Source organism: Phyllobacterium bourgognense (genome assembly GCF_003337575.1).
GTDB lineage: Bacteria > Pseudomonadota > Alphaproteobacteria > Rhizobiales > Rhizobiaceae > Phyllobacterium > Phyllobacterium bourgognense.
The window spans coordinates 210,654-232,178 of sequence record NZ_QPJM01000005.1 but is presented as its reverse complement, the minus strand read 5'-3'; the positions used below and the strand labels follow the sequence as shown (position 1 = coordinate 232,178).

Genomic DNA, 21,525 nt, shown 5'->3' with positions numbered 1-21,525 from the left:
ACGAAACAATGATCCGAGCAATGCTGATTGGGTGTTCGATGGTGAGCAAATTACGCAGATCCGCAGCCGTGAGGTGTCCTCCGTTTAAACGCCGACTAAGTATTTTACTCGAAGGTATGTCTGCTACTTCAAATTATTGTCGGATCAGCTGCCAGTGAAGTACGTAACAGTTACAAACGCGGATATTCTCGGCAGGCCCCTAAAGTTTTAATTGTTCAACTTCTGTACGGACGTCAGGAACTATTCCGGTTACCGGAATCTTCCGAAGAAGCGCCATCATCCAATCCCTTGGCTCGCTCCCTGTCCAGCCTGCCAAACTCTGTCATGATGCTTACAAGCACGCTACCTGTCCAACCGAAGGTGAACAAACCGGATATTGCTATGACTGGTCCGAGCAACCGCCACTGATCGGGCAGCCGTATGGTGCCTTCGCCGAGCGTGGTGTAGTTTTCCAATACGAAATAATAGCTGTCCCGCATCGAGGGAATTAAACCTCGCGCAGAAATCGGAATGGCCCAGATGAGGGTCTCGGCAAAATGCAACGTTGCCAGGGACGCGATGGTGACTGCGAGCAGCAGGTTTGGGCGCCAATGTGGCGTGCTTCTTGTCATATGAATCCAGGATCTGCTGAAGCGTCGATTTATGACTCTGATGCCCGCGCCGTGGACGAAAATGACAATGATCAATATCAGCGTGCCAACCGCAATTTCCAGAACAGGCGTGGTGGTTGAAAGTTCGTCCATCCTTTTATCCTTATGAGTCCAAGAAGAGTTGCAGCCCCGGTTCTATCCGCCCCGGTGGTGTTGTCAGCCCCGGTGGTGTTGTCAGGTGCGACGTTCGGGCGTCGAATGCTCTTCGGACAGCCTCCCTGTAACTGTTACGTACTTCACTTCTTCGGTCTGCAGCGAACCTATGGGGTTTCAGTGTATCGCTCGAAACCGCCCAACGTTGTTTCCAACGGATCGAACAATAGGAGTTGCGAATGACTTTTTTCCATAGGATTCTTGGGTGTGCCGCCGTTTTCATTCCTTTTGATGCAGGTGCGCAATCCACCCAGATCGGAATGCTCGCCTGCGATGTGTCCAAAGGGATAGGTATGTTTGTCGTGGAGAAGCAAAAACTTTCCTGCACATTCAAGCAAGACAAAGGGGGTAACACCGACAATTACACCGGATCAATCGACGAATTTGGCATTGCAATCGGAGAAGTTGCGTCGGGGCATCTGGTCTGGGGTGTGGTTGCAGCGACGAGCGGACTTCCAGCGGGAGCGCTCGCAGGTACCTATGCCGGTGTCGGGGCAAACGCCTCGGTCGGGCCCGGCGCGGGTGCAAACATACTTGTAGGCGGCACGGGCAGAGCATTTTCCTTGCAGCCCGTTTCGGTGGAGGGCCAGGAGGGCATCAACTTCGCCGGAGGGGTTACGACTGTCACTTTAAATCCGGCACCTTGATTGGCATGGGCGCGTCCAGCCGGGCGGCGAGAATGTTTGTTGGTAAAGCCGGAGGACAAGCGCAGGCGCCATATCGGAACGGCAACAGCTCGTCCGCCTGCCAATATAAAGCGTAAAATGCCTTGATTGTGCCGACATGAACGGGCAATCGTGCGCTGAAAATTGTTTTTACGTGGATTTGGCCCTGTGATTCCTTCCTCCGTCCGGCAGATGCTTCTGGCGATTTATACGGTTTTGATTCTCGCCGGTGCGGTACATGCGGCGGCGGCGCAAGCGCCTGCGCCTGCACAAGCTCCTGTCACGGGCATCGTCGCGGAACAGCGCCCGGCAATCGATGCCGTGAAGAAGCAAATCACAGATTATGCCCAACAAATGGAGAAGGCCGACACCGACGCAGCATTGGCGGATCTGCGCCTCAATCTGGAGGCCAGCGCCAAAAAACTATTGGATATCGGCGTGTCATTCAGACCGCGTGTCACGGAAATCAATTCGCGGCTGGATCAGCTCGGTCCTCCACCAGCCCAAGGCCAGCCCCCGGAAGCCCAGATCGTCACCGATGAGCGGGCGAAGCTGATCACCGAGAAGGCCGAAATCAATGCGGTCCTCGGCGAGACCGAGGATCAGTTGATCGCGGCCAACAAGATGATTGAGCGAACCGTGGATGCACGGCGTGAATTGTTCACGAACACGCTTTCGCAGCGCGTCAACATCAATTATTCGCTCGGTAGCGAAGTCGCCGAAGCCTACGGCCAGGAAATCCGAACGATGAATCAGGTTGTTTCATCCTGGTGGCGGTTCGTCGTTTCCTTCAAATGGCAATCCATGCTGGCCGCTGCTTTTTTTGCGGCGATTGCAGCGCTCGTTTTGCTGATAGGCGGTCAGCGGACACTCGGCCATCTTTATCTGCGTGACGCGACTATTGAATCGCCATCCTATCTCAGCCGCCTCGCTGTCGCGTTCTGGTCGACGCTCATGCGGTCGCTGACGGTGGTTGTCTTCCTTGTCACTACCTACTTATTTCTTAATTATTTCAACGTGTTGCGACCAGATATTGCATCACTTATCTATATGCTCTTTTGCGTTATTGGCATCGTGTATTTTGTCCACGCCCTGGCGCAGGCGGTGATCTGTCCGGGTGCACCCAACTGGCGTCTGGTGCGGATAGCGCCGCGACCAGGCCGGATCCTGATGGTACTGATCACGGCCACAGCAACGATCACCGGGCTCGACTACATCGCCGATACGGTCAATCAGATCGCTGGTTCACCATTGTCATTGACCGTTGCGAAGAGTCTCTTTGCCACCGTTCTGATGGGCCTCCTCATCATCGCCATGGCGTCGTTGAGGCCGCTGGAAGACGAAGAGACCGGAAATATCAAGCCTTGGCCAAGGGCCATGCGGCTCTTCCTCTATACGATCGGTCTTGTGCCTATCGTCGCGGCGCTTCTCGGTTATATCGGACTGGCACGCTTCGTGTCGCAGCAGATTGTTATCAACGGCGCCGTGGTCGTCACGATGTACCTCGGCTTCCTGACGGCTCGCGCGGTATCCGATGAGAATGCACTGACGGGGACCAAGCTTGGACGGGCGGTGCAGACCCGTTTTGGTTTGGATGAGACTGCTCTCGACCAGCTCGGTCTGGTGTTGAGCATCGTTATCAATATCTTCGTCGTAGCGCTTGGTATTCCGATAATCCTCCTGCTGTGGGGATTCCAATGGAGCGAAATGTCGGCCTGGTTCGTGGCGATCGCGACGGGTTTCCAGATTGGTTCGGTCAATATTTCACTGGTTTCGATTGCAATCGGCGTTCTGTTGTTCGCGCTCTTCTACGGATTTACGCGCTGGTTCCAGGGCTGGCTTGACAATCGGGTCATGGCGCGCGGCAGGCTCGATTCAGGTGTACGCAATTCGATCCGCACCGCAGTTGGCTATCTTGGCCTCGGCATTGCAGGCGTCATCGGCATTTCGGCGGCCGGCATCAACCTTTCCAGTCTGGCATTGGTCGCCGGCGGTCTGTCGCTTGGTATCGGTTTCGGTATGCAGGCGATTGTCTCGAACTTTGTTTCGGGTCTTATCTTGCTTGCGGAACGTCCGTTCAAGGTCGGCGACTGGATCGAGACCGGCGGCGTCGGCGGCATTGTCAAGAAGATCAGCGTCCGGGCAACGGAGGTTGAAACCTTTCAGCGCCAGTCCCTGATCATTCCAAACTCATCCTTCATCAACGGCAGTGTTGGCAACTGGACGCATCGCAACAAGCTCGGCCGCGTCGACATCCCGATCGGCGTTTCTCATAAGGTCGACCCCCGTCGTGTGCATGCCATCCTGACGGAAATTGCCCGCGGTCACCCGCTTGTCTTGAAGAACCCGGAACCGTTTGTCGCGTTCAGTGCAATCAGCGAGTCAGTCATGCAATTCGAGATGCGCGTCCATCTCGCGGATCTGTCCAACTCCGGCACTGTTCAGAACGAAATCCGCTTCACTTTGATCGACCGTTTTGCCGAGGAGGGGATCGAGATCCCTTATCCGCAACGGGATGTGAATCTGCACCTAGAAGATGCCGATTCCATCGTCGAGATGCTGACAGACCGGGTAAGGGACAAGCTCGCCAGTGAGACAAAGAAGATCAAACACTGAACAACTCCTGGTATGAGTCCGCCCTACACAAAAAGTGAACCAATCCCAAACACATACCGCTGGTGGCGTTTAGGAACGCGATAATAGAGAGCCACGGCCAGATATTGTTAAGCTGGTATCAATCTATCGGTGGCATTTATACACTTGGTGCACCTGCCATGATGGGTCTCGGGGTTGCGCCAGCATTCTGATCTGTCTATCAAATTACAAAATCCTTGGGGGCGGCCTGCGCGGCCGGCGGTTTGCATTGTCAAAAGCCAAAGCTTTTCGCGTTGTGGGAGTAGTTGCAATGGGCGCCCTTATGGCAGCCTGTGCATCATCGCCGCAAGTCAAAGTCGCCAAACGAACCCATGGTAAGGAATATTTCGCCGAAGCAGAATATGGTGTGAAAGCCAGTCCACGCGTCGTCACCGATTTCCGCAACATGCCGCGCGGCGGGGGGCGCAACCAGACCGGCCGGCCATATCAGGTTGCAGGTAAATGGTACTACCCCAGGGAAGAGCCGGGTTATATCCGCAAGGGCAGGGCCTCCTGGTATGGTTCCGCTTTTCATGGCCGTTTGACCGCCAACGGCGAAGTATACGACATGAACCACCTCTCGGCCGCGCACCCCACCATGCCTTTGCCGAGTTATGCCCGTGTTACCAACCTGACCAATGGCAGTTCGGTTATCGTCCGTGTCAATGATCGCGGTCCTTATCACAGCAATCGCCTGATTGATCTTTCACAAAAGGCGGCCCAACTCCTCGACTATCATGATACCGGCACAGCCAATGTGAAGGTTGAATATGTCGGGCGTGCACCGTTGGAAGGGCGCGATGATAATTACCTGATGGCTTCCTATCGCGGTTCCGGCGCACCGGATCCGATCGGGCAGCCGGCTTCGGGCGTGATGATCGCCATGAATGGGCCGACGCCGACGCAGCATACACCTGTCGCAATTCCAGGCATGGCGCTGCCTCAGCCAGCAGGTATCCAGGTGGCGAGCCTCGGTGGCCAAGCGATGTCCCTGAACGATCAGGCAGCTCAGCTCGCGGCACCACAACAGGCAATGGCTCCGATGGACAATTCGGGGCTTTCCTTCAACATGGATATCGTTCCGGTTCTACCGCTGATCGGGCCCTATATTGATGACAAGCCAACGATCCTGATTGGCTCGCTCAAGGGCGGCAAGCAGGTGTCTCCATTCATCAGTTCCTACGCCAGCGAGCGCGTCGCAGGTGCGAACAGCACCGCGCAAGCCGCAAACAGCCTGCTTTCGCCAGAGGCTGTTTCGACCGCGTGGAAGGGCATGAGCGACATGCCGCGAGCCGCCGGTGGTTCGGGCGAATATATCGATGTCGGCCTGTTTTCCAGCAAAGCAGAAGCCAGCCGGGTGATGTCCGCGCTTACTGCGCTTGGCAAGGTCGAATTGTCCGAAATTGCCAGCCCCGAAGGGCCTCGTATTGCCGTGATCGCACGGGCAAGCGCTGGAAAGAACGCCGACACTCTGCTTCAGGCGGCGTGGAAGGCTGGTGCCGTCGATGCTTTCGTCGTCCGTGATGACGGTAACTGATATCGAACGGCTTGGACGTTCTCTGACTGTGCCACTTCGTATTCTTGCTCTTGGCGCGGCCATCGCTCTCGCTTCGATTAGCGCGCCGAACGCCCAGGATGCGCTGTTTGATACCAAGGCCAAGCAGGCGCTGATGGTTGAGGATCAGACTGGCACGATTCTTTATGCAAAATCACCTGACACACTGATCGAGCCGGCGGCGCTTGCCAAGCTGATGACCATGGAAGTGGTCTTCCATGCGCTCAAGACAGGAGAGATTACGCCATCGACACAGTATACCGTGAGCGAAAACGCCTGGCGAACAGGCGGGGCACCATCGGGTGGATCAACCATGTTTGCCAAGCTGAAATCCTCCGTCAGCGTTGGCGACTTGATCCAGGGTGTCATTGTGCAATCGGCCAATGATGGCTGTATTATCCTCGCCGAGGGCATTGCCGGCTCGGAACAGAAATTCGCCGAGATGATGAACGCCCGGGCGAAGGAAATTGGCCTGAAAAGCTCGACCTTCACCAACTCGACCGGCCTACCTGATCCGAAGCAAAGGGTTTCGCTGACAGATCTCGTCACTCTGGCGCGGCATATCAAACACGAATATCCTGAATATTACCGAACCTATGCGCAGGATAATTTCACCTGGAACAATATCTTCCAGCGCAATCGCAACCCGCTGCTGCGTCTCGATATCGGCGCCGACGGGATGGGTACCGGCTACACCGAACAGTCCGGCTACGGTATTGTTGGCGCCGCGGAGCGGAACGGACGGCGTTATTTCGTTGCGCTCAGCGGCCTTGCCAGTGACAAGGAACGCGCCGAGGAGGCCAAGCGCATCTTCGAATGGGCCTATCAGGCCTTCGAGGAGGCCGACGTCTTCGCTGAGGGTGAAATCGTTGGCGAAGCCAGTGTGTTTGGCGGGATCAAATCAGCTGTCGCTCTTAAAGCGCATGAGAAAATCAGCATTCTCATCCCGGTCGCCAATCGCGACCGTCTAAAGGCGCACGTGGTCTATCAAGGGCCATTGGTGGCACCACTGAAAGCCGATCAGCCGGTCGGCACATTGCGGATATGGATCGGCGATGCACTCGTCCAGGAAACGCCGGTCTATACGGCGGAAGCAATCGAGAGTGGTGATCTGAAAAAGCGTTCGCTCGATGCGGTATTCGAATTGACGACAGGTTGGGTCCGGCGATTGAATTTTTAGTCGCCAATTGTTGTCGATATGTGTATTATAATTGACAGATACTTGCCTGTAACATTACAGAGTGGGTATGATCGAAATTCGCCAAACCATTGAGTTCTCTCACTGGATTACCAAATTGAAGGACCAAAATGCGGTGGCGCGAATCCAGATCAGGATTCGCCGCCTCTCATTGGGAAATCCGGGAGATGTGAAACCGGTGGGAGGAGGCATCAGCGAGATACGCATCGATTATGGGCCTGGGTATAGAATTTACTACCATCAACGAGGACTGGTTTTGGTGCTGTTACTATGTGGCGGCGATAAAAGCACACAGAGCACGGATATTGCGAGAGCAAAATCATTGGCAAAGGAGATAGAGTAAATGACTCTCACTACCAAACCTTGGGATATAACAGAGCATCTGGACACTCCTGAAGCAATCGCGGCCTATGTTGAAGCGGCATTTGAAGATGGTGATCCCGCTCTCATTACCGCGGTAATCGGCGATGTTGCACGCGCTCGCGGAATGACACAGCTTGCGAGAGACGCCGGTGTCAGTCGCGAAACGATCTATAAAGCGTTTAGCGAAGGGGGAAACCCCACGCTTGAAACATTGACCGGCGTTATTCGTGCGCTTGGCCTGAAGCTTGCTGTGCATGCCGCGTGAGCACACATTCGAATTCGAAAGACAGCTGATAGCGTGCAAGGACTATTCATAACATTTGAGGGCGGCGAGGGCGCGGGCAAATCCACACAGATTGGCCGGTTGGCGGAGCATTTGCGGGCCAGTGGCGATGACGTGCTGGTAACGCGCGAGCCAGGTGGCTCGCCGGGTGCAGAAGCCGTGCGCCATGTCATATTGAGCGGCGCCGCCGAACCTTTCGGCCCGGCCATGGAAGCCTTGCTGTTTGCCGCAGCGCGCAACGACCATGTGGAGCAAGTTATACGTCAAGCACTTACGGCCGGCCAGATGGTGCTCTGCGACCGCTACATCGACTCCAGCCGCGTCTATCAGGGCGTGACCGGCAATCTCGATCCGGATTTGATGCGCGCTATCGAACGGGCCGCCATCAACGGTCTCATGCCGGATATGACGATCATCCTTGACCTGCCGGCCGAGGTCGGTCTGCAACGCGCCCATGCACGGCGTGGGGTAGGGACTGCCGACCGCTTCGAAAAGGAAACGATCGATCTGCACCGCAAGCGCCGTGACGCCTATCTCGCCATCGCGACCGCAGAACCCGAGCGCTGCAAGGTGATTGCTGCAAATCGTTCGGCTGATGAGATTGCAGCTGATATCGCCGCACTGGTCGACCGGTTGAAGACCAGCCGCGGCCTGAAGACGAAGCAAGGCATCGAGGTAGCGAAATGAGCGACATCGCCCTCGACGTGCCGGCAACCCACGATACTATCGATGGTGTTCCTGCACCTTCGGCCAATCCCGCATTGTTCGGTCACGCCGGGATAAGGTCATTTCTCGCACAATCCTATCAGTCCGGTCAGATGCACCACGCATTATTGCTCGAGGGTGCGCAGGGTGTCGGAAAGGCAACTCTGGCGTTCCATCTTGCCGGCCACATGTTGAGATATCCTGCGGAACGCGAGGCACCGGTGACGCTTGCAGAGCCGAATTTCACAGTTGCGCCTTACCGGCAACTCGCAAGCGGAACACATCTGTCCGTGCTGCATATCAGCCGCCCGATAGATGCCAAGACGGGCAAGTTCAAGACCGGCATCACGGTTGATGAAATCAGGCGGGTCGCGCACTTCCTCAACCGTACCTCCCATGACGGCGCGTGGCGCATCGTCATTGTTGATCCTGCAGATGACATGAACCGCAATGCGGCCAATGCGTTACTGAAGACTCTTGAAGAGCCGCCGCAGCGAACCCTGTTCATTCTGATCTCGCATTCTTCCGGCAGGCTGTTGCCGACAATCCGCTCACGCTGCCAGTCGATCCGTTTTGAACCGCTTGAACGCCAGGACCTGCTCGCTGCTCTCTCGGCAATCAATCTCGATACCGAACAATTGCCCGATGCGGATTCGCTCATCGCCCATGCGAACGGCAGCGTTCGGAAAGCTGCATTGTTGCTGGCATTTGGCGGGCTGGAAATCTCGGGGGCAACCGATGCTATCCTGAGCAATCCTGTGTTCGACGTGCCCAAAGCCCAGGCGTTGGCAACGGCGCTGTCGGGACGCGACGCCGAGATCCAGTACGATCTTTTTCTCGATGATCTTTTGGGGCGCATTGCAGTGAAGGCGCGGCTCAGCGCAGAGCAGAGCGACGTTTCACAGGCGAACCGCTGGTCCGGTATCTGGCAGGACATGCAGAACGAGGCGAGGGAAGCCGCCGCTTTCAATCTCGACCGCAAGCAGACTGTTCTTATTTTCCTCGAGAGAATGCACCGCGCGCTATCGGGCAGATAGAGGTCTGCCGGTATGGCAATCAGGTCCGACTTGCGTTATGTCAGCCAGACGTTTTTTTCCCAAGATGCCCAAACCAAAGACGAAATCAGGTCACGCATGAGCCGCGAAACATTTTACATCACAACTGCCATCGCCTACCCGAACGGGAGCCCGCATATCGGCCATGCCTATGAGGTAATTGCCACCGATGCGATCGCCCGGTTTAACCGCCATGACGGCAAGGACGTCATGTTCCTCAGCGGCACGGACGAACATGGCATCAAGATGCTACAGGCAGCGCGCAAAGAAGGCATTACTCCGCGTGAACTTGCGGACAGGAATGCCAAGCTTTTCCGTGATATGGGCTATCTTTTGAATGCGTCATTTGATGATTACATTCGCACAACAGAAGAGCGGCACTATAAATCGTCGCAGGCAATCTGGCAGAAGATGGCTGATGCAGGGGATATCTACAAAGGCGGTTACGCCGGATGGTATTCGGTGCGTGACGAAGCCTATTTTCAGGAAGAAGAGACGGAACTGCGTGCCGACAATGTGCGCTATGCGCCAAGTGGCGCTCCGGTCGAATGGCTGGAAGAAGAGAGTTACTTCTTCCGCCTGTCGGCCTATCAGGACCGTTTGCTCAAACTCTATAGCGAAAATCCCGAGTTTATCGGCCCGGATGAGCGCCGCAACGAGGTCGTCTCCTTCGTCAAGTCGGGATTGAAAGACCTTTCGATCTCCCGCACTACCTTTGATTGGGGTGTTCCGGTTCCGGGCGATGAAAAACACGTCATGTATGTTTGGGTCGATGCGCTGACGAATTACATCACCGCCGCGGGTTATCCGGATGAAAACGCCGAGCGTTGGCGTTATTGGCCTGCTGATGTTCATATCATCGGCAAGGATATTATCCGCTTCCACTCTGTCTATTGGCCAGCTTTTCTATGGTCCGCTGGCATCGAACTGCCGAAGCGCGTTTTCGGCCATGGCTTTGTGTTCAATCGCGGCGAGAAAATGTCAAAATCGGTTGGCAACGTCATTGATCCGACTGCGTTGGTGGAGCATTACGGTCTCGATCAATTGCGCTATTTCCTGCTGCGGGAAATTCCGTTTGGTCAGGATGGCAATTATAGCCATGAGGCTATCGTCAATCGGACGAACGCCGACCTCGCCAATGATCTCGGCAATCTGGCGCAGCGTTCGTTGTCGATGATCGCAAAGAACTGCGATGCCAAGGTTCCACAGCCAGGTGCATTGACCGACACGGATAAGGCTATTCTCGATCAGGCCGTCGCGGCGCTGGATACCGCCCGCAAGGCGGTTGGCAACCAAGCACTCCATCAGGCGCTGGCGGCGATCTTCGGCGTCGTGGCTGAAGCCAACCGTTATTTCGCCGCACAGGAACCGTGGGCGCTCAAGAAAACGGATCCGGCACGCATGGAAACGGTGCTCTACGTGACGGCGGAAGTCATCCGCCGTGTTGGCATTCTTTGTCAGCCGTTCATACCGGGATCAGCGGCCAAGCTGCTCGATATTCTTGCTGTGCCGGCGGACAAGCGGGATTTTGCCGATCTGAAAGCCAGCGAATTGATACCTGGCACCGATCTCCCGGCACCGCAGCCGATCTTTCCGCGTTACGTCGAAGCAGAAAAAGCAGACTAGTTCCATGCTTGTCGATAGTCATTGCCACCTCGATTTTGCGGATTTTACCGAGGAACGGGATGCCATCGTTCAGCGGGCGCTGGATTATAACATCACGCGGCTGGTTACGATTTGCACACGCGTCCGACGCTTTGGCGATATCATAAAGATCGCGGAGCAGTATGACAGCGTCTACGCATCGGTTGGAACGCACCCCAACAATGCGCATGAAGAGCTCGATGTGACGGCGAACGACCTGATCCGCTTGTCGGAGCATCCGAAGGTGGTCGCTATCGGCGAAGCCGGACTTGACTACCATTACGACTATGCGCCTCCGGAAGCGCAAGCGCAGGGTTTTCGCACTCATATTGCCGCTTCCCGCGCCACGGGCCTGCCATTGGTCATCCACGCCCGCGCTGCCGATGATGATATGATTTCAATCCTGACGGAAGAAACAGGGAAGGGCGCCTTCCCTTTCATCTTGCACTGCTTTTCGTCCGGTGCGGAACTGGCGCGAGTGGGCGTAGAACTCGGCGGCTATGTGTCGTTCTCGGGTATTTTGACATTCAAGAATTCACCCGAGATACGTGAAATCGCCAAAAACGTGCCGCGAGATCGGCTCCTGGTCGAGACAGATGCGCCATATCTTGCGCCGATGCCGCATCGCGGCCACCGCAATGAGCCAAGCTTTGTCCGGCATACGGCGGCTGTGCTGGCCGAGACGATTGGCGTGAGTGAAGACGAGATCGGCAAAATAACAACCGACAACGTATTCCGCCTGTTCACCAAGATGCCAAGGCCAAGTGCTGGAACCACAAATGCCTGATCGCTTGCGTTTCACCATTCTTGGTTGCGGTTCGTCTCCGGGCACGCCACGCATCAATGGCGATTGGGGCAGTTGTGATCCGAACGAGCCAAAGAACAAGCGCCGGCGAGCAGCCATGCTGGTTGAGCGTATTGCGCATCATGGCGGTGTGACGACCGTGATCATCGACACGGGACCGGATTTTCGCTCGCAGATGATCGATTTCGGTTCTGGAAAGCTCGACGCGGTTGTCTATACACATGCGCATGCTGACCATATCCACGGTTTGGACGATCTGCGCACATTCGTCATCGATCGCCGCGATTTGGTGGACATTTATGCTGATGCGATGACACAGCGGCGCCTGATGGAAGGTTTTGGCTATTGCTTCAGAACCCCGGAAGGTTCGAGTTATCCGCCAATCTTGCGACCGCACGAGATTATCCATCACGAAGCCTTCGAGATTGACGGGCCAGGCGGCGCGATACGCTTTCTGCCGTTACCGCAGATCCATGGCGATATTCTTTCTTTGGCGTTCCGGATTGCCGATGTGGCCTATTGCTCGGATGTCAGTGCATTTCCCGATACGACTGCAGCGCAACTCTTCGATCTCGATACGTTGGTCATCGATGCTCTCCAATACAGAACACACCCAAGCCATTTTTCATTAAATGAATCAATAGAATGGATTGGAAAGCTCAAGCCTCGTCGAGCTATTTTGACCCATATGCACATACCTCTGGATTATGGAACTGTGCTGCGCGAGACTCCGGACAACGTCGAGCCGGCCTATGATGGTTTGTCATTTGAGGTCGAGCTATGAGCAAAAGTGTCGAGCGTGTCCGTCAGGCGGCGCATGCGGCCGGACTTGATATCGAAATTCGTCAAATGTCCGATTCGACCCATACGGCTGAAGACGCGGCGATCCAGTGCGGCGTCACCGTTGAGCAGATCGTCAAATCCTTGATTTTTCAAGGCGCTGATACGCACAACCTTTATCTGTTTCTCGTTTCGGGTCCGCGGAAGCTCGATCTCGTCAAAGCTGCCAGGCTGACCGGCGAGGCATTGCACAGGGCTGATCCCAAATATATCCGCAAGGAAACAGGTTTTGCCATTGGCGGCGTTTCACCACTGGGACATCTGATCGATATCAAGGCTTATGCCGACGAAAGCCTCATGCAGTTCGATGTGGTGTGGGCTGCAGCCGGGGGAACCAACTTCGTTTTCCCCAGCGAACCAGAGGCATTGGCCAAAGCTGCAAAGGCGCAAATCGCCGATATTGCGGGCTGAATTGCCTGTTTGCCCACATGGTACAGTTCCATAATCTATCTTATGCAATCTCAATTGGTAGTGTCTCGCTCACACAACATACATGGGCGCTTCGCCCAATACGAAGATGCAGATTCGCTGGACTTACCAGAATTGTGCGGTCCGTTTGAACTTGCCCCACCTGGTGTTCATCCGGCTGGCACTCGTCGTTTCGAGATGTCCCTGCCAGCCGATCACAGCGCCAATGGCACGATGCAGGTCAGGACTTTCCGCACGTTCCCGGATATTCGACAGAAGTGTTCGCGAAGTTCTGATGTCGTTGGCTTCGCCCAGAACATCCTGCAGTCGAGACAGCTGCTTGAGATATTTTCCGGTCGATGCCCGGTTTGCAAAAAGTGGCAAAAAGAACTCTGTAGCATAGCGCAGTTTCTTCAAGGTCAGTCGCAGCTTGTGCCGCGCTTCAGGTTGAAGATGGCGAAAATGCCGCCCGCGCTTGAGTGCCTTTCGCTCGATACGCGTGAGAACTTTGGACGCAAATTTCGTAAGTGGCTCGGCAAGTGTCCGCAGATCGTCGCTGGCAACCTCGTTTCGCCAGCTTTTCCGCTGAATCACGAGCCCCAGTGACAAAAGAAAACGGTTGGTTTGCGAGTCAGCGATATTATCGCGCACAATGCCATAGCCCTCATTCCGGAAGGGCGCGCTTGCGTCGCGCAAGCTGGAGAAGTCGATGTCCGGCAGATTGGTCTTCTCGATATCGGCGAGCGTTGAGTCGATAAAGACATCCCAGTTGCGTGCTGGTCCCAATGTTCGTGCGAACCGCCTCGCCTCGGTATCGAGTGCCTGCAGTGATGGCGTCTCAAACTCGCGCCGTAAAAAATACAAGGCCGTTCGCAGACGTCGTAGCGCCACACGCAACTGATGGACGCCTTCAGGTTCGCCGCCATTCTCTGCCGGAGACAGGTTTGCCAGTATCTGTTGTTGGCAGCTCGACAGGAGTTTGGCGATACCTTCATCCACGGTATCCTGACAATCGAGATTAGACGAGGACGCCTTCACAGCCACCGGATCAATCGCGAGCGCGAGTGCATAGCCACGCGCGGACTTGCTCTGGGTTTCAAGTCGCAGCGGCGAAATATCCATCAAGCCGAGGCCTAGTTGGTAGAGCGCTGCTGCCCTGCCCTGTTTCAATTCAAGTTCGACCTCGCATAGCGGTTTCCGTTGCGGTCCGGCCTCCACCACGCCATCGTCGAACGCAACCTCGATCTGCCCCTCAGACACATCGACAACAACCCGATGCCGGCGAACCTTGGTCACAAAGATCGGCACGAGTTGATCGACAGCGATTCTATCGAAAATCCCATCGATTTCCGACGCTGGCAGCGCTCCGAGATCCGGGGCCAAGGTCCTGACCGGCGCTTCCCATTCCTGGCGTGTCAGTGGATCATCGATGGACACTCGCTTGATGGTTTGCACCAGGTACTTGCCGCTGCGCCGAACTCGCAGGGAAATGCCGGCGCCAAACAACTTATGGTCAGCCGTATCGTAATACGTTGTTTCCAACCGGCGGATCGTACCCTTGTTCCGGGAATCTTGCAGAATAACAGTGGATGTTCGAATCTGGTCGAGCGAACCTGGAGAGGCACGCAGCTTCAGTTCAACTTCGACCGGAGCCGGTGGAGAGGCAACATCGACATCCTTGATGCTCGCTCGCTTCTCCTTACCATGATCCACCGCGATCATCCTGTAAAACGCCTTTCTTATTTCCTTCCCAACTCAATCCTATATTATCCTCCAGGACTCATATTGGTAGATGCATTCAGCCTTTCCTGTTTGGGTCGATAGTCGCGATCTCAACCAGCGCGGTAAGACTGATGATGCGCAGGCTAATGCTTCTTCGCCATGCCAAGTCGGACAGGCCCGACAACGTTGACGACCATGCGCGCCCGCTTGCGGAACGCGGCCGTCGGGACTGCCCGTTGATGGGCATCTACATGGTGGAACAAGGACTTTTACCCGACCTTGCCATGATATCAACAGCCCGTCGTACCATGGAAACATGGGAACTGATCCGAGCTGTTTTCACGAAGGACATAATGCAGATCGACGAGCCGCGCCTCTACGATGCTTCCGCCAAGGCGATCCTTGACGTCATCCACGAGACGCCACCTGATGTTAAGGCGTTGCTGGTCGTCGGACATAATCCCGGACTCCATCAGCTTGCTCTCAAACTGATCAGAACGGGAAGCCAGAAAAATCTGTCTCGATTGCAACAAAAATACCCAACTGCGGCGCTTGTGGTGATCGACTTCGAAGCCAGCAAGTGGAATGTCGTATCCGAAAGCACCGGCCAACTCGAACGGTTCGTGACGCCGAAGTCGATCAGCAGCGGTTTATCCGGATTGGTGTAGTATGTGTCATTGCTGCAGGCGGCGGCGTGAAATCCGTCAAGCTACAAGAGCGGGAGGATGTCAGCCATACGCCACAAGGTCCTTGTCATTGCCCTGCTCTTCGCAGCTCCCGCGTTTGCTCACGACGCCCCGCTTGGCTGGGCCTATGGTGCTGAATGTTGCAGCATGACCGACTGTTGGCAGGAGAAGGACGGCGCCATCCTGGAAACGCCAAATGGCTACCGTGTTGTCGTTACCGGGGAACTGATCGCCTACGGTGATAGCCGCATCAAACCATCAAAGGATCAGTTTTTTCATCGCTGTACTGTCGGCGCCGACCCCAAGGCAAGGCGATCGATCTGCCTCTATATTCCGCCAAGATCATTATAGAAGGCCTGCCCGCCGGCGTGCACGTTGTGGACAAGCAATTGATGGCAGCGCTTCGTCATATTCGCCGCCAATGACTTGGCCTATTCTACGCTTATGAAACCATCACGCGACTTAACCCGCTTGCTCGAGATCATGGCTGCCTTGCGGACGCCGGTAACGGGCTGCCCCTGGGATCTGGAGCAGGATTTCAAATCCATCGCGCCGTACACGCTTGAGGAAGCGTTTGAAGTCATTGACGCCATCGAGCGCAACGACATCGACGATCTGCGCGAGGAACTCGGCGATCTGCTGCTGCAGGTTGTTTTCCACGCTCGCATGGCCGAGGAGCTCAAGGCGTTCGATTTTGGCGATGTGGTTCAGGCCATCACCCACAAGATGATCCGCCGTCATCCGCACGTTTTCGGCGAAGAGGCTGCCCGTGGCGCCGGTATGGCCAAAGGCATGTGGGACAAGATCAAGGCCGAGGAAAAAGCCGAGCGCCGCGAACGCCGCGCTGCGCTCAATCCAGGTTTGGCCGAAGCGGACGGTTTTCTCGACGATATTCCCAATGGCTTCCCCGCCCTGATGCGGGCCTTGAAACTGCAGCAGAAAGCCGCGAAAGTCGGTTTTGACTGGTCCGAAGCTGCGCCTATTCTCGACAAGATCGAGGAAGAAATCGGCGAGTTGAAGGAAGCAATTGCCAGCGGCAATCGTCAGGATACCGAAGAAGAATATGGCGACCTGCTTTTTGCGCTCGTCAATCTCGGCCGTCATTTGAAGCTGGAGCCCGAAAGCGCCCTGCGCGGCACGAACGAGAAGTTCCGCAAACGCTTCCATTACATCGAACGCAAACTGGCTGAGCAGCAACACTCCCTTGATGCAGCAACTCTTGAGGAGATGGAAGCGCTATGGCAGCAGGCCAAGACAGCGAAATAGCACCCATTTCTCATGCGTCATTGTTAGGCATTTTCGAAATGCCGAATAAACATTGGGCATCCGCTGCACCCTATCACAACTGTGGCTTGGTGATTTTGGCCGGTTGGCGTGAATTTAACGCGTCCAAATGGCTCGTCTTGGCTTGAATTTGTCAATCGGCTCGAGCGACGCAAAATTCGGGCCCTGTATGTTCACTTGGCACGTTACTTGCTCAGAAAGCGTGTGGTTCGATTAAACCACAAAACGCTACGACCAATATTTCAGCAATTTTGCTCTGGAGTTCATAATGAAAGACATTTTTGAAACGGGCCGCCAGCCGGCTCGCGATATCGATCAGCCCTCCCCGATGCGACGGAGCATTTTGAAGGCCTGCGCCTATCTGCCGACAGCGCCGCTCCTGGCGATGCTGGGCGGATGTGACAATAGCGGTGAGACGCTCATCGGCGACGCATCCACATTCTCACCTGAACAACTACAGGCAATAGAAATCGAGGTAACCAAGCGTCTGAACCTCAGAATTCCGCCCTTCAGCACAACTGATCCGGTGAAATTGCCGGAGAATAAACCGGACACGCTGACGACCGGCTCGGTCGAGGTCGCCCACGTGCCGGACAAAGCGCCTGCCCTCTCCAAGCCCAAGAAAGTCGGTATCTACAGCCTGCAGTATAATTCGTTCACACAGGTTTCCACGCGCCGTACTGTGGAGGAGGGAACGCCGGGCTCGGTCAAGGTAGACAATCCTGCAAAACTTTGGTTGGCCAAGGAACGGTCCAAGATCGATGGATCAGAATTGAGCGGGGGCGGACCGCTTGAATCCACATGGGGGGGCGGTGTTCCGATACCGGATACCATCATTATCGAAGGCATCGAGACTTATCTGAAGCGCGCCCTGGATAATCGTTTTGCGCTGCTATACCGGGCAATGGTGACGGCCTTTCAAAAGCATTCGCCTAGGGAATTCGATGTCAGTTTCTTCACTGCGCCGGAATTCTATTGGAACGTACCGTTTGGCGACTTTGTGAATGAAGCGGAATTGCAGGTGGCGGCAAATCTCTGTCTCAACACAGTAACGCGCAACGTCCGGACTTTGATCTCGAAATTTCCCATAGAGAAATACGGGCAGATCGTGCTGCTGCCAGGCACGACAGCCATGCTGAAGCCAAACCCCGATGCCAGGCGTGCCGACGATAGGCTGGTTGGGGCAGATGGAACCATTGTCTATAACGCGTCCAATCACCTTGTATGTACGCATAATTTGCCACTCAACGACAGCAAATATCCCCGCCCCGCCTATATGATATGGCCCAAACGGGCGGTATCGTCGATTGATTATATCGATGAGTTTGTTAAGCACTATAGGTGCGATGACGGCAACGCACTGATGCCGAATCCCGCTCATCCCGGTCTGAGCAATCCGATTATGGAGTGCTTGCTGAGCGAAAAAAGCGGACTCAAGGTTCTGATCGAACATGTCTCTTCATCGCAGGCGCAATCATTCGATAGAAACGGCAATTTGCTTTCCACCAAATTCAACAACAGGATCGTAGAGGACTTGCCCTTCGGCGTCGATATCTGCCTCGATTATCTTGAGGCAAGTCTCCAAAAGGATCCGCTCCGCTTCAAGGAACTCGACGAACAGGAGTTCAAGCTGGATTTCCTGATCGCCGCAGGCATGGATTTGGACATCGCTAATTATGCAACGACACCTTTCATCCAATATGCAATTCGCAATGAAGGGTACTATAGTTCCACGACCGGTGAGACCCAAGTCTGGAAACTGAACTGGACCAAGGGCATCGGAAAAAGATTGGGGACGATGGACTACACTGATATACCCGCGCTCGATTCCGTTAGTCAGAACCAGCAGGATACGGCCAATCAAAACCAGCAGAATGCGGAAAAGCCGGAAACGAGCGATATCCTCGTCGATCAGACAGATGCGTTTGTTGCCCCCAAGGATGCGGACACAAAAGACATCCCGACAATTATGGACAAAATGAACCCTGGCACTGTTAAAATCTGGTCGCTGGATGTTGACAAGCCTGCCGAAGACTTGGTCGCCAGCAATCCCGTGGCCACAAAAAACGCTGACAAGACCATCCAGTTCATAAAATAAGAGGCATCGCCTGTAGGCGGGGGTAGCTTGGCTGCCCTCGCCCGGCGCCCCATGAAATGAGCGCGTGTTATGGCGATGGAAGAGCTGCGGCAGGAAGACTAGTCGGCGAAGTAAGGTGCCTTACCTGCTGCCCCTGCTCAGCATCTTCTCGTCGAGTATTGCCTGCGAATTGACTGTCATATCCATCGTCAAGGCGATCGAGCCGTCATCGAGATCCTTGCGCTTCACATTGCTGGAGTGCTGATAAATCCAGTCCATGAGCCGCATCTGGTTATGCTGTAGCGTGACCTTGACCTTGGTGAGTTTGCCGGCGATCCGGTCCTCGATTTCCTTGAGCAGGGCGTCCACGCCCTCACCCGTGATCGCCGAGACCGGGATCGGATGTTCATTGCCAATCGCCGCGGCGCTCAAGCGCTGCGCTGCCTCGCGGCCGGCATCATCCAGCAGATCGATCTTGTTCCAGACTTCGATGATCCGCTTCGTATCGCCGCGCTCGATGCCGAGGCTTTCCATGATCGCGTGCACATCTTCCGCCTGCGCAGCGGTGTCCGGATCGGAAATATCGCGCACATGCAGGATAAGATCAGCCTCGACCACTTCTTCCAGTGTCGCGCGGAAGGCGGCGACCAGATGGGTCGGCAGGTTGGAAATGAAACCAACAGTATCCGAGAGAATGATCGTCTCGCCATGTTCGAGCTTGATGCGCCGCAGCGTCGGGTCAAGCGTCGCGAAGAGCATGTCTTCCGCAACGACCCCTGCGCCAGTCAGCCGGTTGAACAGCGTGGATTTTCCAGCGTTGGTATAGCCAACCAGGGCAACAACTGGATGCGGCACCTTCTTGCGTTTGGCCCGGTGCAGCGTACGCGTGCGAACGACCGTCTCAAGCTCGCGCTTGATGCGCAGTATCTTTTCCTGCAGGGCGCGTCTGTCGGCCTCGATCTGCGTTTCACCCGGACCACCAAGGAAGCCGCCACCACCGCGCTGACGCTCCAAGTGGGTCCAGCTGCGCACCAAGCGGCCCTTCTGATAGGTCAGATGCGCGAGTTCGACCTGCAGCGCACCTTCCTTCGTCTGGGCGCGGCGGCCAAAAATTTCGAGAATGAGGCCTGTCCTGTCGAGAACCTTGGCATTCCATTCTTTTTCGAGATTGCGCTGCTGCACCGGTGTCAACGAATGGTCGACGATTACCAGTTCCGCATGCGAAGCTTCAATGATCTCGCCAATGGTTTCTACCTTGCCGGTTCCGAGCAAAGTAGCCGGCCGCGGCGCAGAAACCTGCACGATATCGGAATGTACAATGTCGAGGTCGATGGCGCGCGCCAACCCTTCCGCTTCCTCAAGCCGCGCATCGTCGCTGCGCTGAAATTCACGTCGGAATTGCGAGCGCCCGCTGCCGTCGGAACTGCCGCCATCGGCAAACCGCTGTGGCAGGACAGGCACAACTACGATAGCACGCGTAGGTTCTCTGGCGGTTTCACCGTTGCCGGTCGACCCACCATTGTTCTGTGCGTTACGCGTCGTTTCTTTTGTCAAAAGTAGTTATTCGCTCTCTTCAACTTCGAACATCTGCACGGGCTGGCTGGGCATAATGGTCGAGATCGCATGTTTATAGACGAGCTGCGAATGACCGTCACGGCGTAAAAGCACACAAAAATTGTCGAAAGACGTGACAATTCCAGTCAGTTTCACACCATTAATGAGGAATATTGTCAGAGAAATCTTCTGTTTTCTGACTGAATTCAGAAAAAGGTCCTGAAGATTCTGCGATCGTTCAGCCATTGTTTTTGTCCTTTTATGCGATCAGCAAACGTGTCTCATACAAAATTCTGCGGCGGAAGCAAAACTTTCTTTGCTCCAGCAGGAGGTGAAAAATAGCGCTCTGTTAGTCCCCTCACTCTCCGGTTAACAGGATGGCGTTTTTTCCGCAATGTCAAAAAACGCTTCCCGCAAGGAAAGTGTAGTTGTTCCAGGATGGCCATTTGCTACCGATTCGCCGTCGATCGCAACGATTGGCATGACGACTGTTGACGCAGCGGTCATGAAAACTTCCTTGGCCTTCTTTGCTTCATCGACAGAAAAGCCCCTCTCCTCGATCTTCAGCCCCAACCTTTCTGCCACGTCGAAAATGGTGGTGCGAGTGATACCGCGCAGGATTCCGCTCTCGGCGGGACGGGTGACCAGAACGCCATCCTTGGTGACGATCCAGGCATTCGTCGCGGCGCCCTCCTTTACGATACCATCGCTATCGATGAACCATGCCTCCTGAGCACCTTGGTCCTTCGCCTGCTGGCGGGCCATTACATTCGGCAACAAACCAATGGATTTGATGTCGACCCGCTCCCAGCGGTTTTCTGGCACAGTTATCACCTTGATGCCCTTGGCTGCCCGTGCAGAAGATACTGCAGGGCTGGTGCGCTTGGCGGTGACGACGATGGCTGGTGGCGTATCCGGCGACGGAAACACGTGATCGCGCCTGGCAACGCCGCGCGTGATTTGCAAATAGACAAGACCGTCGTGAACCCGGTTCCGCCGGACGACTTCCTTGATAATGATCTGGAGTGCCTTGCGTGCCATCGGCCAGGAAATCTTCAATTCTGACAGCGAACGGTTCAACCGGTCGAGGTGGCGGGTCATGTCCATGATATTGCCACGTGCTATTTCGCAGACTTCATAGACACCGTCGGCGAACTGGTAGCCGCGGTCCTCGATGTGGATACCAGCTTCCGAATGCTGGACATATTGACCGTTTACATAGGCAATGCGCGACATCGCGTCTC

Annotated in this window: 21 protein-coding genes; 16 read left to right on the top strand and 5 right to left on the bottom strand. The window is 55.3% G+C overall.

Features of this window, described 5'->3' with window-relative positions; all coding sequences use genetic code 11:
- Nucleotides 1-233: 233 nt before the first annotated feature.
- The gene (locus tag C7476_RS11750; RefSeq protein WP_114430107.1) at nucleotides 234-743 is read right to left on the bottom strand and encodes a two pore domain potassium channel family protein; all 510 of its coding nucleotides are present in this window, start codon (nucleotides 741-743) and stop codon (nucleotides 234-236) included.
- A 239-nt stretch (nucleotides 744-982) separates the two neighbouring features.
- Here C7476_RS11750 and C7476_RS11745 point away from each other — a divergent pair, with 239 nt between their 5' ends.
- From C7476_RS11745 to C7476_RS11690, 12 genes are all read left to right on the top strand, one after another.
- On the top strand, nucleotides 983-1,450 hold the full coding sequence (locus tag C7476_RS11745; RefSeq protein WP_114430106.1) for a DUF992 domain-containing protein: 468 nt from the start codon (nucleotides 983-985) through the stop codon (nucleotides 1,448-1,450).
- Between the two features lie 186 nt (nucleotides 1,451-1,636).
- Nucleotides 1,637-4,084, top strand: coding sequence for a mechanosensitive ion channel family protein (locus C7476_RS11740; protein ID WP_425373968.1), 2,448 nt, complete (start codon nucleotides 1,637-1,639; stop codon nucleotides 4,082-4,084).
- A 289-nt stretch (nucleotides 4,085-4,373) separates the two neighbouring features.
- A complete protein-coding gene (locus C7476_RS29100; RefSeq protein WP_114430105.1) occupies nucleotides 4,374-5,639 on the top strand; it encodes a septal ring lytic transglycosylase RlpA family protein in 1,266 nt (421 codons plus the stop codon).
- A complete protein-coding gene (locus tag C7476_RS11730) occupies nucleotides 5,608-6,837 on the top strand; it encodes a D-alanyl-D-alanine carboxypeptidase family protein (RefSeq protein WP_114430104.1) in 1,230 nt (409 codons plus the stop codon). The genes C7476_RS29100 and C7476_RS11730 overlap by 32 nt, the downstream gene beginning before the upstream one ends.
- 67 nt (nucleotides 6,838-6,904) lie before the next feature.
- On the top strand, nucleotides 6,905-7,198 hold the full coding sequence (locus tag C7476_RS11725; protein ID WP_114430103.1) for a type II toxin-antitoxin system RelE/ParE family toxin: 294 nt from the start codon (nucleotides 6,905-6,907) through the stop codon (nucleotides 7,196-7,198).
- Nucleotides 7,199-7,483, top strand: a complete 285-nt coding sequence (locus C7476_RS11720) for an addiction module antidote protein (RefSeq protein WP_114430102.1) — start codon at nucleotides 7,199-7,201, stop codon at nucleotides 7,481-7,483.
- 33 nt (nucleotides 7,484-7,516) lie between these two features.
- Nucleotides 7,517-8,188 (top strand): dTMP kinase, encoded by a 672-nt coding sequence (gene tmk, locus C7476_RS11715; RefSeq protein ID WP_114430101.1) that lies wholly within the window; start codon nucleotides 7,517-7,519, stop codon nucleotides 8,186-8,188.
- The gene (locus C7476_RS11710) at nucleotides 8,185-9,243 is read left to right on the top strand and encodes a DNA polymerase III subunit delta' (protein ID WP_114430100.1); all 1,059 of its coding nucleotides are present in this window, start codon (nucleotides 8,185-8,187) and stop codon (nucleotides 9,241-9,243) included. Before tmk ends, C7476_RS11710 begins: the two co-directional genes overlap by 4 nt.
- A 12-nt stretch (nucleotides 9,244-9,255) precedes the next feature.
- Nucleotides 9,256-10,887 (top strand): methionine--tRNA ligase, encoded by a 1,632-nt coding sequence (metG, locus tag C7476_RS11705; protein WP_281032691.1) that lies wholly within the window; start codon nucleotides 9,256-9,258, stop codon nucleotides 10,885-10,887.
- A gap of 4 nt (nucleotides 10,888-10,891) precedes the next feature.
- On the top strand, nucleotides 10,892-11,692 hold the full coding sequence (locus C7476_RS11700; RefSeq protein ID WP_114430099.1) for a TatD family hydrolase: 801 nt from the start codon (nucleotides 10,892-10,894) through the stop codon (nucleotides 11,690-11,692).
- Nucleotides 11,685-12,494 carry an MBL fold metallo-hydrolase gene (locus C7476_RS11695; protein WP_114430098.1) on the top strand — a complete coding sequence of 270 codons (810 nt, stop codon included), beginning with the start codon at nucleotides 11,685-11,687 and terminating at the stop codon, nucleotides 12,492-12,494. Before C7476_RS11700 ends, C7476_RS11695 begins: the two co-directional genes overlap by 8 nt.
- Nucleotides 12,491-12,961, top strand: coding sequence for a YbaK/EbsC family protein (locus C7476_RS11690; protein WP_114430097.1), 471 nt, complete (start codon nucleotides 12,491-12,493; stop codon nucleotides 12,959-12,961). Before C7476_RS11695 ends, C7476_RS11690 begins: the two co-directional genes overlap by 4 nt.
- A gap of 123 nt (nucleotides 12,962-13,084) precedes the next feature.
- Here the strand turns inward: C7476_RS11690 and C7476_RS11685 are convergent, their stop codons facing one another.
- On the bottom strand, nucleotides 13,085-14,671 hold the full coding sequence (locus tag C7476_RS11685) for a CYTH and CHAD domain-containing protein (RefSeq protein ID WP_181872409.1): 1,587 nt from the start codon (nucleotides 14,669-14,671) through the stop codon (nucleotides 13,085-13,087).
- A 155-nt stretch (nucleotides 14,672-14,826) separates the two neighbouring features.
- Between C7476_RS11685 and C7476_RS11680 the strand changes: the two genes are divergently transcribed.
- The 4 genes from C7476_RS11680 to C7476_RS11665 all read left to right on the top strand — a co-directional run bounded on the left by C7476_RS11680 (nucleotide 14,827) and on the right by C7476_RS11665 (nucleotide 18,748).
- Nucleotides 14,827-15,348 carry a SixA phosphatase family protein gene (locus C7476_RS11680; RefSeq protein ID WP_245426279.1) on the top strand — a complete coding sequence of 174 codons (522 nt, stop codon included), beginning with the start codon at nucleotides 14,827-14,829 and terminating at the stop codon, nucleotides 15,346-15,348.
- A 57-nt stretch (nucleotides 15,349-15,405) separates the two neighbouring features.
- Nucleotides 15,406-15,717, top strand: coding sequence for a hypothetical protein (locus C7476_RS11675; protein ID WP_114430095.1), 312 nt, complete (start codon nucleotides 15,406-15,408; stop codon nucleotides 15,715-15,717).
- Nucleotides 15,718-15,810: 93 nt separating this feature from the next.
- Nucleotides 15,811-16,632: a nucleoside triphosphate pyrophosphohydrolase gene (gene mazG / locus C7476_RS11670; RefSeq protein ID WP_114430094.1), complete on the top strand. Its 822-nt coding sequence runs from the start codon at nucleotides 15,811-15,813 to the stop codon at nucleotides 16,630-16,632.
- A 286-nt stretch (nucleotides 16,633-16,918) separates the two neighbouring features.
- Entirely contained in the window at nucleotides 16,919-18,748 is a 1,830-nt protein-coding gene (locus C7476_RS11665) for a hypothetical protein (protein WP_114430093.1), read from the top strand.
- A gap of 120 nt (nucleotides 18,749-18,868) precedes the next feature.
- Here C7476_RS11665 and hflX read toward each other — a convergent pair whose 3' ends face one another.
- The 3 genes from hflX to C7476_RS11650 form a co-directional block, all read right to left on the bottom strand.
- Entirely contained in the window at nucleotides 18,869-20,281 is a 1,413-nt protein-coding gene (hflX, locus tag C7476_RS11660; RefSeq protein ID WP_114430092.1) for a GTPase HflX, read from the bottom strand.
- A 6-nt stretch (nucleotides 20,282-20,287) separates the two neighbouring features.
- On the bottom strand, nucleotides 20,288-20,527 hold the full coding sequence (hfq, locus tag C7476_RS11655; protein WP_106716647.1) for an RNA chaperone Hfq: 240 nt from the start codon (nucleotides 20,525-20,527) through the stop codon (nucleotides 20,288-20,290).
- 123 nt (nucleotides 20,528-20,650) lie between these two features.
- On the bottom strand, nucleotides 20,651-21,517 hold the full coding sequence (locus C7476_RS11650) for a D-amino-acid transaminase (RefSeq protein WP_114430091.1): 867 nt from the start codon (nucleotides 21,515-21,517) through the stop codon (nucleotides 20,651-20,653).
- Nucleotides 21,518-21,525 lie beyond the last annotated feature (8 nt).

What these genes read in the sequence shown, in the direction of transcription:
- C7476_RS11750 (WP_114430107.1), bottom strand. Translation starts at nt 743, where the DNA reads ATGGACGAACTTTCAACCACCACGCCTGTTCTGGAAATTGCGGTTGGC.
- C7476_RS11745 (WP_114430106.1), top strand. Translation starts at nt 983, where the DNA reads ATGACTTTTTTCCATAGGATTCTTGGGTGTGCCGCCGTTTTCATTCCT.
- C7476_RS29100 (WP_114430105.1), top strand. Translation starts at nt 4,374, where the DNA reads ATGGGCGCCCTTATGGCAGCCTGTGCATCATCGCCGCAAGTCAAAGTC.
- C7476_RS11730 (WP_114430104.1), top strand. Translation starts at nt 5,608, where the DNA reads ATGCTTTCGTCGTCCGTGATGACGGTAACTGATATCGAACGGCTTGGA.
- C7476_RS11725 (WP_114430103.1), top strand. Translation starts at nt 6,905, where the DNA reads ATGATCGAAATTCGCCAAACCATTGAGTTCTCTCACTGGATTACCAAA.
- C7476_RS11720 (WP_114430102.1), top strand. Translation starts at nt 7,199, where the DNA reads ATGACTCTCACTACCAAACCTTGGGATATAACAGAGCATCTGGACACT.
- C7476_RS11710 (WP_114430100.1), top strand. Translation starts at nt 8,185, where the DNA reads ATGAGCGACATCGCCCTCGACGTGCCGGCAACCCACGATACTATCGAT.
- metG (WP_281032691.1), top strand. Translation starts at nt 9,256, where the DNA reads ATGGCAATCAGGTCCGACTTGCGTTATGTCAGCCAGACGTTTTTTTCC.
- C7476_RS11700 (WP_114430099.1), top strand. Translation starts at nt 10,892, where the DNA reads ATGCTTGTCGATAGTCATTGCCACCTCGATTTTGCGGATTTTACCGAG.
- C7476_RS11695 (WP_114430098.1), top strand. Translation starts at nt 11,685, where the DNA reads ATGCCTGATCGCTTGCGTTTCACCATTCTTGGTTGCGGTTCGTCTCCG.
- C7476_RS11690 (WP_114430097.1), top strand. Translation starts at nt 12,491, where the DNA reads ATGAGCAAAAGTGTCGAGCGTGTCCGTCAGGCGGCGCATGCGGCCGGA.
- C7476_RS11680 (WP_245426279.1), top strand. Translation starts at nt 14,827, where the DNA reads ATGCTTCTTCGCCATGCCAAGTCGGACAGGCCCGACAACGTTGACGAC.
- C7476_RS11675 (WP_114430095.1), top strand. Translation starts at nt 15,406, where the DNA reads ATGTCAGCCATACGCCACAAGGTCCTTGTCATTGCCCTGCTCTTCGCA.
- mazG (WP_114430094.1), top strand. Translation starts at nt 15,811, where the DNA reads ATGAAACCATCACGCGACTTAACCCGCTTGCTCGAGATCATGGCTGCC.
- C7476_RS11665 (WP_114430093.1), top strand. Translation starts at nt 16,919, where the DNA reads ATGAAAGACATTTTTGAAACGGGCCGCCAGCCGGCTCGCGATATCGAT.
- hfq (WP_106716647.1), bottom strand. Translation starts at nt 20,527, where the DNA reads ATGGCTGAACGATCGCAGAATCTTCAGGACCTTTTTCTGAATTCAGTC.
- C7476_RS11650 (WP_114430091.1), bottom strand. Translation starts at nt 21,517, where the DNA reads ATGTCGCGCATTGCCTATGTAAACGGTCAATATGTCCAGCATTCGGAA.